The sequence below is a fragment of the Pseudomonas saliphila genome, from assembly GCF_008638345.1.
In the GTDB taxonomy this organism is placed as follows: domain Bacteria; phylum Pseudomonadota; class Gammaproteobacteria; order Pseudomonadales; family Pseudomonadaceae; genus Halopseudomonas; species Halopseudomonas saliphila.
This window is the reverse complement of the sequence record NZ_VTVA01000003.1, coordinates 233338-248975: the sequence shown is the minus strand read 5'-3', so window position 1 is coordinate 248975 and position 15638 is coordinate 233338. Positions and strand designations below refer to the sequence as shown.

The following is a 15638-nucleotide window of genomic DNA, read 5'->3' as shown; positions in this document are numbered from 1 at the left end:
CACGGCCATGAACATGAACAGCAGCAACATGAGCTACACCGACCTGAACGCCATGAGTCAGCTCAAGGCGGGCAGCAAGGCCGATAGCCCGGAGAATCTGCAGCGCGTGGCGAAGCAGTTCGAATCGCTGTTCATGAACATGATGGTCAAGAGCATGCGCGATGCCAACGCGGCCTTTGCCGAAGGCAATCCGCTGAATACACCACAAACCAAGTTCTATCAGGGCATGTACGACAATCAGATGACCATGCATTTGTCCGAGAAGCAGGGCGTGGGTCTGGCGGATGTAATGATGCGGCAATTGTCGCCGAACAAATCGCCGGCTCTGGCCCAGCGTGCACCGGCAGAGGGTGAGGCTGCGCAAGGCGCAGATCAGTCTGCGCTGCTGACGCGCCGCCGTCTGGCGATTTCCAGCTACCGCGCCGCTGCCGCAGAAACAGTACCGCCCGACGCGGCTGCCAAGACAGAGCCGTCAAACGAATGGCAGCCCATGCGTGCTATCCGCGGCGTCAAGACAGGGCCCGGCAGCATGCAGGCACTGACGCAGCAGGCTGCTGGCAGCACACCCGCACGCTTCAACAACCCGGCCGAGTTCACCGCTGCAATGCTACCCATGGCTGAAAAAGCGGCGGCGCGACTGGGTGTCGATCCGCATTATCTGGTGGCCCAGGCAGCGCTGGAAACCGGTTGGGGCAAGTCGGTCATTCGCCAGGGCGACGGCAGCAGCAGTCACAACCTGTTCGGCATCAAGACTCACGGGGTCTGGCAGGGTGAGTCCGCTAACGTGGTGACTTCGGAATACAGTGAGGGCGTGAAAGGCCAGGAGCGTGCCAGTTTCCGGAGCTACGACTCCTACGAGCAGAGCTTTGAAGACTACGTCAGTTTTCTCGAGAGTAACGGACGCTACAAAGAGGCATTGAGCAACACGGCTGACCCGGATCAGTTCTTCCGCGAACTGCAGCGTGCCGGCTACGCTACCGATCCGCAGTACGCGCGCAAGGTGTCTCAGATCGCACAGAAACTGTTGAATGACGACGGCCTGGCTAACGCTGCCACCGGTGTCCTCGACCAGGATAAGGCATAAGTCATGGCAGACCTGTTCAATATCGGCCTCAGCGGGCTCAAGGCTTCGCAGACCAATCTGTCGGTCACCGGGCAGAACATCAGCAATATCAACACCCCCGGCTATACGCGGCAGACCGCGCTGCAGGCCGCGCGTGACCCGAGCTTTACCGGTGCGGGATATATCGGCAACGGCACCAACATCGTTGATGTGCAGCGCATCCATAACCAGTTTCTGACCAATCAGGTGCGCACCAGCACGTCCATGAACGCTGAGGTCAATGCGTTCCAGAGCCAGATTGAAGAGCTGAACGGCCTGCTCGCCGGCAGTGCGACCGGGATCAATCCCGCCATGCAGAGTTATTTCGGCGCGCTGCAAACGGCTATTGAAGATCCGGCCAGTCTCCCGGCACGGCAACTGTTTCTGGCCGAAGCGGAAGGTCTGGCGGGCAAGTTCAACACGGTAGGCGAACGGCTAACGGTTCAGAACGAATTTCTTGGCCAGCAGATGGGCACGGTCACCGATCAGGTCAGCCGCCTGGCCAGCAATATCGCGTCCTACAACGAGTCCATTGCCAAGGCCGCAGCCCAGGGTGCGCAGCCTAACGATTTGCTGGATGCGCGGGATGAGGCCATCCGTCAGTTAAGCGAGTACGTCGGCGTGACCGTGGTGCCGCAGGATGACAATACGGTCAACCTGTTTGTGGGAACTGGTCAGCCGCTGGTGGTCGGAAATAACGCTTCCAGCCTGACCATCGAACCTGGCCGGACCGACCCGAACCGGGTCGAGATTCATCTCAAAAGTGGCAACTCGAGCCAGAATATCACTGGCCTGATCAGTGGCGGCGAGCTCGGCGGAATACTGCGCTACCGGGGTGAGCTGGACAATGCGTTGAACTCGGTAGGGCGGCTGGCGCTGTCGATGGCCAGTGAGTTCAACCAGCAGCTCGCGCAGGGGTTGGATCTGAATGGAGAGGCCGGATCAAAACTCTTTGTAGACATAAACACCACGCAGCAAATGGAAGAGCGCAGCGTGGCCATTGGTGAAACAGAAAGCTCGCTGAGCGTCTCGATAGACGACACCTCAGAACTGAGCACTTCTGACTACGAAGTACTGTTTACCAGCAGTACCGACTTCACGGTCAGACGGGTATCGGATGGCAAGATCATTGAGCCTGCTGAAGGCACAAGCCCGCCGCAGTACGATGGCTTCTCGATTGGGACTTCTGCGGCGAATGCCGAGGGCGATCGATTCCTTGTTATGCCGACCCGGTCGGGTGCGGGTGCGATAAATGTCCAGATGAAAAGCCCGCAGGAACTCGCGTTTGCTGCGCCTGTTTCGGTGCAGAAGGACCTGAATAACCGGGGTACCGGCAGCGCGGAGCTTCTCCTGGCAACGGGCCAAACGCTAGACGCCGATGCGTTAAAGGGGGACCTGCCGTTAACGCTGGAGCGCACTGAAACTGGATATACCCTGGACGGTGTAGCCGCTACGGTTTCGGACACCGGGGAGGTTGCGGTGGCTGTGGGCGGCTATAGTTTCGCCTTGAAACTATCTGGTCAGCCAGCGCCGGGCGACAAGTTCGAAATCAGCTTCAATACTGGCACTTCTGATAATCGCAACGCACTCCAACTCTCCAATCTGCAAACCGATGCGGTGATGGGGAAAAGCGAGGCAAACAAGAAAGGTTTCTCTTTTGCGGACGGTTACGGAACCCTGATTCAGCACGTTGGCACCCAGACCGCCCAAGCGCGCTCCGAGAGCGAAGCCAGCGGTGCTGTGCTCAAGCAGGCGACCAATAATCGCGACTCGGTGTCGGCGGTGAATCTGGATGAAGAAGCAGCCAACCTGATGAAGTTCGAGCAGTATTACAACGCCTCGGCGCAGGTTATTCAGATCGCACGTTCAATATTCGATACATTGATCAGCAGCATCCGCTGACAGGGAAACGGCCATGCGTATTTCGACAATACAGGCATTCAATAACGGCGTGCAGGGCATGCAGAACAACTACAGCAACGTGACGCGCACTCAGGAACAGATCAGCTCTGGCAAGCGCATCATGACGCCCGCGGACGACCCGGTCGGCAGCGTGCGCCTGCTGCAGTTGGATCAGCAGGCAGGCAAGCTTGAGCAATACAAGGGAAACCTGACCGCGGCTAATAACAGCCTGATGCAGGAAGAGGCGACCCTGAATTCGGTCAATAATATCCTGCAGCGCGTGCGGGAGATCACGCTTGAGGCCGGTAACGGCGCCCTTGATAAAGGCGGGCGGGAGGCACTGGCGCAGGAGCTGGCTGAGCGGGAAGAAGAACTGTTCGGGCTGATGAACTCAAAGAATGCCCGAGGTGAGTATTTGTTTGGCGGCTACAAAAGTGACGAGCCGCCTTTCGTGAAAGAGGCTGATGGTAGCTATACCTATCAAGGCGATGAGGGGCAGCGTTTTATTCAGATCGCTGGTTCGAAGTCCGTTGCGATTAATGATAATGGAAAGGATCTTTTCACAGATATTTCCAATGTCAGTCGTGTGGATACCCAATCTAGTTCAGCTGCTGCCCGGATTTCGTTGGGAGAGATCGTTGATGAAACACTCTTCAATGAGCGTTTTCTTAGTGGTAGTGAGGAAAAGTTGAGTTTCGTCCTGGACAGTACCAGTGACGATGGCTTTCAGCGGGACGCTGAAGGCGACCTGCAATTGCAGCTGGACTCCGAGTCCGGGGATGAACCGAGACCTGCATATGTTCTTACTCTGAACGAGGATGGTTCATATAGCGCCTCTATACACGGCGTATCCATAACACTCGATGGAGCGCTCGACACAAGTGACACCTTCACCATCGAAAACCAGGAAAAGCGCGGCGTTCTCGACACCATCTCGCTGTTACGCGAGACGCTGGAAAGCGGCGGCGACAGCACGGATGACAAACGCGTGCGCAGCGAAGCGTTATCGGTCAGCTTGCAAAACCTCGACAACGCCATGAACAAGGTCCTCGGCGTGCAAACCTCGATCGGCGCGCGGATGAATGTTATCGAGTCCACCCAGAACGAGCATGCTGAAGCGGAGTTGATCAACACCACGGTCAAGTCCGGTATCGAGGATTTAGACTATGCCGAAGCGCTGAGTCGGCTGAGCCTGGAATCGGTGGTGTTGCAGGCAGCGCAGCAGAGTTTCGTCAAGATTAGTGGGATGAGTTTGTTCAATCTGCTGCGCTAATAGTTCCCTGGGGGTTAGTGAGTGGCTCGGGTCGCGTCGGACTCCACGGCTGGCTCGGTGTGACGCAGGGCTTTGGGGTAGCGCAGAGGCGCGCTACACCCCCCAGGGTGACGCACCGAGATCCGGGCGGAGGCGGGTCTCTGTATTTCCCTTCAATGTTTCGTATCGCCTCCATTCTCGGCCAGATTATCCAGAATCGGACATTCGGGCCGGGCGTCTCCGCGGCAGCAGTCTGCGAGATGGGCCAAGGAGTCATGCATGGCCTGCAAGCCGGCGATTTTTTCCTCAAGCTCCAACAAGTGATCCTTAACCAGCGATTTTACCTCGGCGCTGCTGCGTTCGCGGTTCTGCCAGAGCGCCAGGAGCTGGCTGATCTGCTCGATGCTGAACCCCAGGGTGCGCGCCCGGTGAATGAAGCGCAGCGTGTGCAGATCCTGGTTGTTATACCGCCGATAACCTGCCGCGCTGCGCTCAGCGGAGGGCAGCAGGTCGATGCTTTCGTAGTGGCGGATCATCCTCGGGGTCAGACCGCTGGCCTTTGCGGCCTCGCTGATGTTCATACGATCTCCGGTTTCCAGCGTTTGAGTAACAGCGCGTTGGCGACCACGCTGACGCTACTGGCGGCCATCATGGCGCCGGCGAGCATCGGATTCAGCAGTCCAACTGCCGCGAGCGGTATGCCCACGCTGTTATAGACGAAGGCCCAGAACAGGTTCTGACGAATCTTGTGCCAGGTGTGCCGGGAAATATCCAGCGCGGCGGGGACCAGCTGCGGGTCGCCGCGCATCAGCGTGATGCCGGCACTGTGCATGGCAACATCGGTACCGGTCGACATGGCCATACCGACGTCCGCAGCGGCGAGCGCGGGAGCATCATTGATGCCGTCGCCGATCATGGCAACTACTCGACCCTTGGCGCGCAGTGCTTCAACATGTTTGGTTTTGTCAGCGGGTAAAACCTGCGCCTCGACGTGGCTGATGCCCAGCTCGCGACCCACGGCGCCGGCGGCTGCCTGGCTGTCGCCGCTGATCAACCAGCTTTCGATACCCGCCGCAGACAGTTGATCGATAGTGTTTCTGGAGGCGGCCTTGAGAGTATCAGCAAACGCCATGAGCGCGACCACTCTGGGCTGACCATCATCGATTCCCAGCCAGGAGATAGTCTGACCCTCGGCTTCGTGCTGGCTGATTGTCTGCTCCCAGGCGGACAGATCGATGCCTTGTTCGCGCATCAGCAAGGCGTTGCCGAGCCAGGCCTTGTGCCCCTCGACAATACCGCTGGCGCCGCGGCCTGCGTGCACGCGGAAATCCTGGGCAGGTTCTGCTTTGACATCCCGTTCGGCGGCATGATCGAGCAAGGCTGTAGCCAGTGGATGCTCGGCGTGTTTCTGGATCGACGCGGCCCAGGCCAGCGCCTGTGTATAGGGGGTATCGCCGGTTTCGAACGCCTTGAGCTCCGGCTTGCCTTCAGTAAGCGTGCCGGTCTTGTCGAAGACTACGGTATCGACCCGGTGCGCCAGCTCAAGCGCCTGAGCATCGCGAATCAGGATGCCGTGGCGGGCAGCAATACCGGTGCCGACCATGATCGCAGTCGGCGTCGCCAGTCCGAGGGCGCAAGGGCAGGCGATTACCAGTACAGCGATGGCGTTGAGCAGGGCCTGTTCCGCACCGAACCAGATACTGCCAATGCCCCAGGCCAGCAGCGCAATCACCACTACGATGGGGACGAACACCGCGCTGACGCGGTCTACCAGTCGCTGAATTGGCGCCTTGGAGGCCTGCGCACTTTCTACCAGCCGCACAATGCGTGACAGCATGGTGTCGTGGCCGACAGCGGTGGTTTCCAGTATCAGGACCCCGTCCAGATTCATCGCACCGGTGCTGACCAGTTCGCCGGGTTGGCGACTGACTGGCAGGCTTTCGCCGGTGAGCATGGATTCATCGACGTGGCTGCCGCCTTCGCGCACCAGTCCGTCCACCGGAATACGTTCACCCGGTTGCACCACAATCAGGTCAGTGGGTTTGATCTGATCAAGCGGCACCATGCGATCCCCCTCGGGGGTTCGTAGTCGCGCGGTGTCAGGGCGCAGGGCAGTGAGCGCGCGGATGGCTTCAAGCGTCTGGCCTTTGGCCCGACTCTCCAGATACTTGCCAAGCAACACGAAGGTGACGATGACCGCTGACGCTTCGTAATAGAGCACGGGCATCTGCCCGGCGGGGGTGCTGATGACATGCCATGTGCTCAGTGCCCAGCCGGCGGACGTGCCCATGGCAACCAGCAGATCCATGTTCCCGGTGAAGTTGCGCAGAGCGTGCCAGGCACCGCGATAGAAATGCGCGCCAAAGCCAAACTGCACGATGGACGCCAGCAGCAGCTGGATCATGGGCGGGACCATCAGGTCATGCCGGCCGAAGAGTTCCGGCACCATACCCAGGGCGAGCGGGGCGCTGAGTAGCGCGGCGGCGATCAGGTGCCAGCGCTGGTGCCGCAGCTTGGCTGTCTGCTGTTCTGGGTCTTCCGACTGACCTTCATCCAGCCACTTGCCGGGATAGCCGGCCTTGTCCAATGCAGCAAGCACGGCCGCATCATCGGTACTCGGCAGCAGGGTGACGCGCGCCTGCTCACTGGCCAGATTGACCTGTGCACCCAGCACGCCGGGAACGCCGAGCAGCGCTTTTTCGACCCGACTGACGCAGCTGGCGCAGGTCATCTCGGAAATGCTGAGCTGGCGCTGTTCGGTTGTCACGCCATAACCCGCCTTATCAAGCGCCTCACAGGCGGGTGCAAGTTGCTTCGGATCCTCAACCTCAAGGCGTGCGGTCTCCGATGCCAGATTGACTTCGGCAGAGCTGATGCCCGTCGCCTTGTCCAGCACCTGCTCGATGCGGCGCACGCAACTGGCGCAGGTCATGCCGTTTATATGAAGGGTAAGGGTGGTCATGTTCGGTTCCTCGTTGCTCGTTACGACACCATGAGGCTTGACATGATGTCAAGGTCAATAGGCAGGTCGCTTGAGCGGCGCGCGAACTTACGCCATCGGCGGCCGGTCACAAGCAACACACAGGCAGTTGGCTGGCAGCGGCGAAATGGGAGGATCGGTTCGTCGAGGTGGAACTCGACATTCCATGATACGGCGTGTGATGGAGGGCCGGGTTCCATCCCGGCCGGCGGAGTTGCCGCAGACTTCTTTGTCGAGGTGGAACACGACAGTCCATCGAGGGCGGTGTAAGCAAGCCCGGTGGCCAGTCGTGACTCACATCTCAGCTTCGCGCCTGGCCATGCAAAAAAGAGGAGCGGGATGGATACGGTAGATCTGGGCGTCCTGCGCCGAGCGAGAGAATGGCTGCGCGGCGGCCATAACGTAGTGCTTTATACGGTGATCGAGACCTGGGGCAGTGCGCCACGCCCGGTCGGTTCGCTACTGGCCTTGCGGGAAGATGGCAGGGTAGAGGGCTCGGTATCCGGCGGCTGCATTGAGGATGATCTGTTGGCCAATCCGCCCAATCACGACCCGCAGCAACATTGTCAGATCATCACCTATGGCGTCAGCAAGGAAGAATCCGCGCGCTTCGGCTTACCCTGCGGCGGCACTCTGCGTCTGCTACGCGAGCCGCTGAGTGATTCCGGCTGGCTTGATGAATTGCTCCAGCGCTGCGCCGCGCATCAGCGTGTGGTGCGTGACGTTGAGCTGGCAAGCGGCGTGACTACTTTACTCCTGGCGGGTCAACATGATGTCCTTCAGTTCGATGGCGAGAGGCTTCGCGCGCCGTTCGGGCCGGCCTGGCGGCTATTGCTGATCGGTGCTGGCCAGTTATCACGCTACGCCGCAGAGCTGGCGGTTGGGCTGGGTTTTGAGGTGCTGGTCTGTGATCCGCGTGAAGGCTATCAATATGACTGGCCAGCGCTGGGGATCCGTTTCGTCGCCAATATGCCGGATGATGCGGTGGTGACCATCGAGCCGGATGCACACACGGCGGTCGTCGCGCTGACGCATGATCCGGTGCTCGACGATCTGGCACTGCTCAAGGCGCTGGAATCCGACGCCTTTTACGTGGGTGCGCTGGGCTCGCGAATCAATAATGACAAACGCAGGACGCGCCTGGTGTCGTTGGGTCTCGCCGAGACGGCGGTGAAGCGGCTGCACGGGCCGGTTGGATTAGCCATCGGCAGCCGCACGCCGGCGGAAATAGCACTGTCGCTCATGGCCGAAATCGTCGCAATACGCAACGGCGTTGGGGAGCGGTTCGGTGACTGATTGCAGCTCAGACGTCTGCGCCATTGTGCTGGCAGCGGGACAGGGCCGGCGCTTTCGCGAGCGGTTTGACGTCGACAAGCTGCTGGCACCGAGTGCGCAGCAAGGCGAATCAGAACCGGTCCTTCTGTCCACGCTTCGGGCTTTGCAAGGGGCAACAGAGCGGCTGGTTGTGGTCGTGCGGCAGGACAATCGCGAGCTGATTGCCTGGCTTGATCGCATGAGCTCGCAGGTGAATGTCGAGGTGTACCCGGTACGCAGCGATGGCCTGGGTCACAGTCTGGCCCAGGCCGTAGCCCGCTTCCCGGCGCGCCGCGGCTGGCTGGTGGCCCTCGGCGATATGCCCTATGTCAGGCCCGATTCGGTGCAGCGTATTGCTGAGGCGATTCGCCCGGATAGCTTGATCGTCCCGGTGTATCGGGGCCAGCGTGGACACCCTCGCGGCATCGGTCGCGAGCATCGGGACGCACTGCTCGGGCTGACGGGCGATCATGGCGCGCAGCAGTTGTTCGCGCAAAGCGATGTCGTTGAGTTGCCGGTCGATGATCCGGGTGTGTTGCTGGATATCGACAGGCCAGACGATGTGCTCCCACACCGTTGTGATTCGACCACGCCTGAACGATCCGCTTTATCCAGGGGTCGTACTTCACTGAAACCCCAATAAAACAAGCAACCCGGGGCTGGTCCCGGGCTGCACAACGCACGGATAGCGGACTCCAACAATATGCTGTGAGGCTGCCATGACTGACCCCTCTGCGAACACGGGTGGCATCGCCACCTGTTCCATGACCATCATGCTCAACGGCGAAAGCCGCGCGCTGGATGTATATCCCTGGACCACCCTGCTTGATCTGCTGCGCGAACAGCTCGATCTGACCGGTACCAAAAAAGGCTGTGACCATGGTCAGTGTGGTGCCTGCACCGTGCTGCTCAATGGCAAGCGCATCAACGCCTGCCTGACCCTGGCGATCATGCATGAGGATGCCGAGCTGACCACTATCGAAGGCCTGGCCAGTGACGAGGCGTTGCATCCGATGCAGGCTGCCTTTGTCACCCACGATGCCTTTCAGTGTGGGTATTGCACGCCGGGGCAGATATGTTCGGCGGTCGGAATGGTGGCAGAGGGCAGGGCGCAGAGTGCTGATGAAATCCGCGAGCAGATGAGCGGCAACCTGTGCCGCTGTGGGGCCTACCCCAACATACTGGCAGCGATCGAGGCGGCCATGCCGGAAACGCGCAATCGGGTCGGGGTCTTCGAGTCGGGTGCGCCATCGGGCGGGCATGATGGGGTGCGGGAGGTGAAACCATGAATCCGTTCAGCTACGCGCGGCCCACCCGCATAGAGGAAGCCATCAGCCTGTTCGGCCCGCAGAGTCGCTATATCGCTGGCGGCACCAACCTGCTGGATCTGATGAAGGAAAACGTAGAGCGACCAGAGCAGCTGATCGATATCACTCAGCTGCCGCTGAAATCAATCGAGGAAACGCCCGAGGGCGGTGTCCGGATCGGCGCGCTGGTGAGTAACGCCGACCTCGCCTGGCACGCGTTGATCGAGCGGCGCTATCCCTTGTTGGCTAAAGCGATACTGGCTGGCGCCTCACCCCAGCTGCGCAACATGGCCAGCACTGGCGGCAATCTGCTACAGCGGACCCGTTGCTATTATTTCTACGACAGCACCGTGCCCTGCAACAAGCGCGAGCGGGGGAGCGGCTGTCCGGCCCGGGACGGTCTGAACAGGATTCACGCGATTCTTGGCCACAGCGAGCAATGCATTGCCGTGCATCCATCGGACATGTGCGTCGCGCTGGCTGCGCTTGATGCCGTGGTTCTGGTCACTGGTCCGCAGGGCGAGCGCCGTGTGGACTTCCGGGATTTCCACCGATTGCCCGGAGATCAGCCAGAGCGTGACAACACGCTGGCCGATGGCGAACTGATCACGGCGATTGAACTGCCTGCTGCGGGTTACGCTGAACACAGCGCTTATCTCAAATTGCGTGACCGCGCCTCCTATGCCTTTGCGCTGGTGTCGGTCGCAGCTGCTCTGGAGATCGACGGCGGCATCATCCGTTCGGCACGAATTGCCCTCGGTGGCGTGGCACACAAGCCCTGGCGTTGTACTGAAGCTGAAGACGCACTGGTGGGCGAGCCTGCCGAGCAATCGGCATTCGAGCAGGCTGCACAGCGCATCCTTCAGGGTGCGAGCGGCTTTGAACACAATGCCTTCAAGATAGAACTATCACAAAGGGCCATTGTTCGTGCCCTGACCGAGGCCACAGAGGGGACCGCTGCATGAGTCAGTCACCGGTAGGACAGCCGTTGGACCGGGTCGACGGTCCGCTGAAAGTCACTGGTCAGGCACGTTATGCCGCCGAATTCCCCGAGGCGGGTCTGTTGTACGGCAGTGTGGTGAACAGCAGCATTGCCAGGGGGCGAATCATCCGTATCGATGCCAGCGCCGCTGAAGCGGTGCCCGGTGTGGAACTGGTGCTGACGCATCAGAACCGCCCACCGGTGGCCAGTTATGACGAGCCCTATGAGGATGATGACGCGGGGGATGGCTCACCGTTTCGTCCGCTGTATAACGACAGGATCCTCTACAGCGGCCAGCCGGTCGCGTTGGTGGTGGCCGATAACCTCGAGCTGGCGCGGTATGCGGGCAGTCTGGTGAAAATCGAATATGCCAGTGAGCCGCACCACACCGATCTGCGCGCGCGTCTGGATTCCGCGCACCAGGCAGAGGTGGATCTACCGCCGCCCCGCGGCGATGCGGCCCAGGCGTTAAGCGAGGCGGATATCAGACTGGATGTCGAATACAGCACGCCGGTCGAACACCACAACCCAATGGAGCCGCATGCCTCGACCGTTCATTACCTGGCGGGCGGGCAACTGGAAATCCATGACAAGACTCAGGGTGTGCAGAATTGCATGCGTTATCTGGAGGGCGTGTTTGGCATGGAAGGCAAGATCCGTGTGCTAGCGCCCTTTACCGGTGGCGCCTTTGGCTCCGGTCTACGTCCTCAATACCAGCTCGTGCTGGCGGCCATGGCGGCGCTGAAATTGAAGCGTTCCGTACGGGTTGCGCTCAAGCGTCAGCAGATGTTCACCTTCGGCTATCGACCGCGCAGTATTCAGCGGCTGAGCGTCGGTGCGGATAACACTGGCCGGTTGCAGGCACTGACCCATCAGGCAATCGGGCAGACCTCCACCTTCGAGGACTTTACCGAACATGAGGTGGAATGGACGGGCATGCTTTATGACTGCCCGAACGTAAAACTCGACTATCAGCTTGTTCCGCTTGATGTCTACACGCCGCTGGATATGCGCGCCCCAGGTGCTGCAATCGGCGTCTATGCGCTGGAATGCGCGATGGATGAACTGGCCTATGCGGCCAACGTTGATCCGCTGAAACTGAGGCTGCTCAACTACTCCGAGCGCAACCAGAATCAGGACAAACCCTACTCGAGCAAGGCACTGCGCGAATGCTATCAGCAGGGCGCGGAGCGTTTCGGCTGGTCACGCCGGTCGCCTGAACCACGCAGCATGCGCGAGGGCAATCAACTGATTGGCTGGGGGATGGCGACCGGCGTATGGGAGGCTCTGCAGATGCCCGCCAGCGCCAAGGCGCGTCTGGGGGCGGACGGCAAGTTGGTGGTCAGCAGCGCGACAGCTGATATTGGCACGGGGACCTATACAGTCATGACCCAGATCGCGGCGTCGGCGCTGGGGTTACCTATGAATCGGGTGGATTTCCAACTGGGCGATTCCAGCCTGTCCACGGCGCCGCTGGAAGGCGGTTCGGCCACGGTGTCATCCGTTGGCAGTGCCGTGCAGCAGGCCTGTGCCGGCCTGCGGCAGAAGCTACTGGACGCGGTACAGCAGATGCCGGTTTCGGCGTTCGCCGGTGCCAGACTCGACGATATTACTTTTGCTGACGGCAGCATGACGCTGACAGCGGATACACAACAGTCGGTCGAGCTTGCGCAGATTATCGCCGCGGCGGGGGAACAGGAGGTAGAGGTAAGCGTAGAGCCGGGTAAGGAGCGTGATAACTATGCGACCGCCACGCACTCTGCAGTCTTTATCGAGGTGCAAGTTGATGAGGCGTTGGGCACCGTCAAGGTCAGCCGTGCGGTCAGTGCCATTGCCGCCGGGCGCGTCGTCAACCCGAAAACTGCGGGCAACCAGATCGTCGGCGGGGTGGTGTGGGGTATTGGCATGGCCCTGCATGAGGAAACCCAGATGGACCATAACCTGGGGCGCTTCATGAACCACAATCTGTCCGAGTACCACATTCCGGTAAACGCCGATATTGGCGCGATAGACGTGTTATTCGTCGAGGAACATGACGATGTGGTCAATCAGCTCGGCTCCAAGGGCGTGGGTGAGATCGGCATTGTGGGTGTCGCAGCCGCCGTCGCCAACGCCATCTACCATGCGACCGGCAAACGGGTGAGGGGGCTGCCGATCACGCTGGACAAGTTGCTGTAGAGCCGTGCCTCCCTAAGCTAGAACCCAAGCGGTGGCTTGCCCACGCCATCGCGCAGCTTGAGGCCGATCTTGAGGATCCGGTCCTTCTCCACCGCGGCGACGACCCAGGTGTGGCCCTGCCATTCAACGCTGTCGCCGATCACCGGGTGCCCGCCCAGCTGTTTGCTGAAGAAGGTGGCAAGGGTTGCCTCGGCGACATCTGGGTCGACCTTGAAGCCGTAAAAAGCGCCCACATCGCCCAGCCGAGCCTCACCCTCAAGAATGAAGTCGCCGAAAAACTGCCGATTTTCGAGATAGCTTGGCGTACGCGTCTGACTGAACAGTTTGGACAGGGCAGGAAGGTCCCGCGACCGGCCAATCACACAGAGCACATCATTCAACGCCAAACGGGTACTGCCGGTGGGGTGCAGCAAATGACGCCCGCGAAACAGCGCGGCGATGCGCGTGTCCTTGGGCATGTTCAGTGCGCGCAGGGGGATGTTGACGCACCAGTTGGCGTTATCCAGCTGGTAGATGAGCAATTCATAGTTGTTTTCGACCGCAAGGTCGAGGCTGGTGCGCTGCAATGGCTCCGGTTCCGGCGGGATTTCTACCCGACACAGGCGCGCGGCGATGGGCAACGTGGAGCCCTGCAGCAGCAAGGAGACCAGCACCACCACAAACGCCAGATTGAACAGCAGTTGCGCCTGTTCCAGGCCCGCGAGCAGTGGAAAAATCGCCAGGATGATTGGCACCGCGCCGCGCAATCCCACCCAGCATATGAACAGCCGCTCGCGCCAGGAAAAACTGAAGGGTGACAGGCAGACCAGTACTGCAACGGGTCTCGCGACCAGAATCAGAAACATGGCGATGAACACGGCGGGCCAGACGATCGGCAACATGTCGCTTGGCGTAACGAGCAATCCCAGCATCAGGAACATGCCGATCTGACTCAGCCACGCCATACCATCCTGTACATGCAGAATGTTTTGTAGATTGCGCACGCGCCGGTTGCCCAGCACTACGCCGGTGAGATAAATCGCCAGAAACCCGCTGCCGCCGACATGGTTGGTTGCAGCAAACACCAGTATCGCGCCGCTGGTGATCAGCAGCGGATAGAGCCCGGTCGCCAGCTTGACCTTGTTAACCAGCCAGGCCAGCAGCACCCCGCCAATTAACCCGCATATGCCGCCGATGCCAAATTGCTGAACCAGTAGCAGGGCGAATGACCAGTCGAATGACTCCTGGCCCGTGCGCAGCATCTCGACCAGGGTGATGGTCAGGAAAATCGCCATGGGATCGTTGGAGCCGGACTCGATTTCCAGCGTCGCGCCGACCCGCTGCTTGAGGTTGAGCCCCTTGCCCTGCAGCAGCGAGAACACCGCAGCGGCGTCGGTGGACCCGACAATCGCGCCGAGCAGCAAACCCTGCAGCCAGTGCAGATCCAGCAGCCATGCGGTGAGCGCGCCGGTCAGCGCCGCGCTGATCAGAACGCCGAGACTGGCCAGCGATATCGCCGGCCACAAGCCGACGCGGAAGTTCTCCACCCGGGTGCGCATACCACCGTCGAGCAGAATGATTGCCAACGCTAGACTACCGATCAGAAACGCAGTGTCTATATTGTCAAAGACGATACCGCCCGGGCCGTCGACGCCGGCGAGCATGCCAATGATCAGGAAGATCAGCAGCAATGGGATTCCCAGGCGGGACGACAAGGAGCTGGCCAGAATACTGGCGCCAATCAGCAGCGCGCCGATCATGAAGAGGGTGTTGATGTAATCCATCAGGCGGAGGTCCGTCACTGTCGTGGTTTGCGCGAATCACTATACCCCCGTGGTTCGCCGGTAGGGTCCAACCCGCGAAAAAAATCTGTTGTATAGTCAGCGCATTGCACGGTGTAGCTCAGGAACATCCGAACATGGTTTGGTTGAATCTTCGTTGAGCGCTACCGCCATTATTGGTCACCAAAGAGGAGCAGAGCTGATGGAAGCGGATTTTTGGCACGAGCGCTGGGAGCGAGGCGAGACAGGGTTTCACAAGGCGGATACCAATCCGTTGCTCAGCCGCTGGTGGCCGTCCCTCGAGCTGCCTGCCGGTACGACTGTCTGGGTTCCACTGTGTGGCAAGAGTCTGGATATGATCTGGCTCGCTGAGCGTGGACATCAGGTCATTGGAGTGGAGCTGGCGCGCAGTGCATTGGAGGCCTTTGCCGACGAAGCGGGAATCAGCCTGCAATGGCAGAGAAGCGGTCCTTTCAGCGAAGCACAGGCAGGTCCTTATTCTTTCTATTGTGGCGATTACTTCGCGTTGTCGGAGTCCCAGGTCCAAGCAGTTGCTGGGATTTATGACCGCGCTGCCCTGATCGCGCTGCCCGAGCCGATGCGCGCTGATTATGTCGAGCATATGCGGCGGATTCTTCCTGCAGGCTGGAAAATGTTGCTGGTCACGCTGGATTACCCGCAGCACGAGCGTGCCGGCCCGCCCTTCGCCGTATCCGACAACGAAGTTCGGCGGCTGTTCGACGGCTGCGATATCAAGGTACTGGACGATCAGTCCGTACTGGAGGCACACCAGGTGTTCAAGCAGCAGGGCATGACGCGATTAAATGAACGCGTTTATCTGATCAGCAAGGACTGACCCCA

The 15638-nt window shown here is 60.1% G+C and carries 12 protein-coding genes; 9 read left to right on the top strand and 3 right to left on the bottom strand.

The genetic code is table 11. The features are described 5' to 3' along the window. The first annotated feature begins 7 nt into the window (after positions 1–7). From flgJ to flgL, 3 genes are read left to right on the top strand one after another with little or no spacing between them, the layout of a single operon-like run. Positions 8–1084: a flagellar assembly peptidoglycan hydrolase FlgJ gene (gene flgJ / locus FHK95_RS05065; protein ID WP_150303521.1), complete on the top strand. Its 1077-nt coding sequence runs from the start codon at positions 8–10 to the stop codon at positions 1082–1084. Positions 1085–1087: 3 nt separating this feature from the next. Then, positions 1088–3004 (top strand): flagellar hook-associated protein FlgK, encoded by a 1917-nt coding sequence (gene flgK / locus FHK95_RS05060; protein ID WP_150303520.1) that lies wholly within the window; start codon positions 1088–1090, stop codon positions 3002–3004. Between the two features lie 13 nt (positions 3005–3017). Further along, positions 3018–4277, top strand: a complete 1260-nt coding sequence (gene flgL / locus FHK95_RS05055) for a flagellar hook-associated protein FlgL (RefSeq protein WP_150303519.1) — start codon at positions 3018–3020, stop codon at positions 4275–4277. 152 nt (positions 4278–4429) lie between these two features. Here flgL and cueR read toward each other — a convergent pair whose 3' ends face one another. Further along, positions 4430–4837, bottom strand: a complete 408-nt coding sequence (cueR, locus tag FHK95_RS05050) for a Cu(I)-responsive transcriptional regulator (protein ID WP_150303518.1) — start codon at positions 4835–4837, stop codon at positions 4430–4432. Then, positions 4834–7218 (bottom strand): heavy metal translocating P-type ATPase, encoded by a 2385-nt coding sequence (locus FHK95_RS05045; protein ID WP_150303517.1) that lies wholly within the window; start codon positions 7216–7218, stop codon positions 4834–4836. The genes cueR and FHK95_RS05045 overlap by 4 nt, the downstream gene beginning before the upstream one ends. Before the next feature lie 357 nt (positions 7219–7575). Between FHK95_RS05045 and FHK95_RS05040 the strand changes: the two genes are divergently transcribed. The 5 genes from FHK95_RS05040 to FHK95_RS05020 all read left to right on the top strand — a co-directional run bounded on the left by FHK95_RS05040 (position 7576) and on the right by FHK95_RS05020 (position 13017). Continuing rightward, on the top strand, positions 7576–8532 hold the full coding sequence (locus tag FHK95_RS05040) for an XdhC family protein (protein WP_150303516.1): 957 nt from the start codon (positions 7576–7578) through the stop codon (positions 8530–8532). Continuing rightward, positions 8525–9193, top strand: a complete 669-nt coding sequence (locus FHK95_RS05035; protein ID WP_150303515.1) for a nucleotidyltransferase family protein — start codon at positions 8525–8527, stop codon at positions 9191–9193. The genes FHK95_RS05040 and FHK95_RS05035 overlap by 8 nt, the downstream gene beginning before the upstream one ends. A gap of 76 nt (positions 9194–9269) precedes the next feature. Next, positions 9270–9839 carry a (2Fe-2S)-binding protein gene (locus FHK95_RS05030; RefSeq protein WP_150303514.1) on the top strand — a complete coding sequence of 190 codons (570 nt, stop codon included), beginning with the start codon at positions 9270–9272 and terminating at the stop codon, positions 9837–9839. After that, on the top strand, positions 9836–10822 hold the full coding sequence (locus FHK95_RS05025) for an FAD binding domain-containing protein (protein ID WP_150303513.1): 987 nt from the start codon (positions 9836–9838) through the stop codon (positions 10820–10822). Before FHK95_RS05030 ends, FHK95_RS05025 begins: the two co-directional genes overlap by 4 nt. Next, positions 10819–13017 (top strand): xanthine dehydrogenase family protein molybdopterin-binding subunit, encoded by a 2199-nt coding sequence (locus FHK95_RS05020; protein WP_150303512.1) that lies wholly within the window; start codon positions 10819–10821, stop codon positions 13015–13017. Before FHK95_RS05025 ends, FHK95_RS05020 begins: the two co-directional genes overlap by 4 nt. Before the next feature lie 17 nt (positions 13018–13034). On the opposite strand, the gene FHK95_RS05015 is transcribed toward FHK95_RS05020, so the two are convergent. After that, a complete protein-coding gene (locus FHK95_RS05015) occupies positions 13035–14780 on the bottom strand; it encodes a potassium/proton antiporter (protein WP_150303511.1) in 1746 nt (581 codons plus the stop codon). Between the two features lie 199 nt (positions 14781–14979). On the opposite strand from FHK95_RS05015, the gene FHK95_RS05010 reads away from it, so the two are divergent. Beyond that, entirely contained in the window at positions 14980–15633 is a 654-nt protein-coding gene (locus FHK95_RS05010) for a thiopurine S-methyltransferase (protein WP_150303510.1), read from the top strand. Positions 15634–15638: the final 5 nt, after the last annotated feature.

What these genes read in the sequence shown, in the direction of transcription:
- flgK (WP_150303520.1), top strand. Translation starts at nt 1,088, where the DNA reads ATGGCAGACCTGTTCAATATCGGCCTCAGCGGGCTCAAGGCTTCGCAG.
- flgJ (WP_150303521.1), top strand. Translation starts at nt 8, where the DNA reads ATGAACATGAACAGCAGCAACATGAGCTACACCGACCTGAACGCCATG.
- flgL (WP_150303519.1), top strand. Translation starts at nt 3,018, where the DNA reads ATGCGTATTTCGACAATACAGGCATTCAATAACGGCGTGCAGGGCATG.
- FHK95_RS05040 (WP_150303516.1), top strand. Translation starts at nt 7,576, where the DNA reads ATGGATACGGTAGATCTGGGCGTCCTGCGCCGAGCGAGAGAATGGCTG.
- FHK95_RS05015 (WP_150303511.1), bottom strand. Translation starts at nt 14,780, where the DNA reads ATGGATTACATCAACACCCTCTTCATGATCGGCGCGCTGCTGATTGGC.
- cueR (WP_150303518.1), bottom strand. Translation starts at nt 4,837, where the DNA reads ATGAACATCAGCGAGGCCGCAAAGGCCAGCGGTCTGACCCCGAGGATG.
- FHK95_RS05025 (WP_150303513.1), top strand. Translation starts at nt 9,836, where the DNA reads ATGAATCCGTTCAGCTACGCGCGGCCCACCCGCATAGAGGAAGCCATC.
- FHK95_RS05030 (WP_150303514.1), top strand. Translation starts at nt 9,270, where the DNA reads ATGACTGACCCCTCTGCGAACACGGGTGGCATCGCCACCTGTTCCATG.
- FHK95_RS05020 (WP_150303512.1), top strand. Translation starts at nt 10,819, where the DNA reads ATGAGTCAGTCACCGGTAGGACAGCCGTTGGACCGGGTCGACGGTCCG.
- FHK95_RS05010 (WP_150303510.1), top strand. Translation starts at nt 14,980, where the DNA reads ATGGAAGCGGATTTTTGGCACGAGCGCTGGGAGCGAGGCGAGACAGGG.
- FHK95_RS05045 (WP_150303517.1), bottom strand. Translation starts at nt 7,218, where the DNA reads ATGACCACCCTTACCCTTCATATAAACGGCATGACCTGCGCCAGTTGC.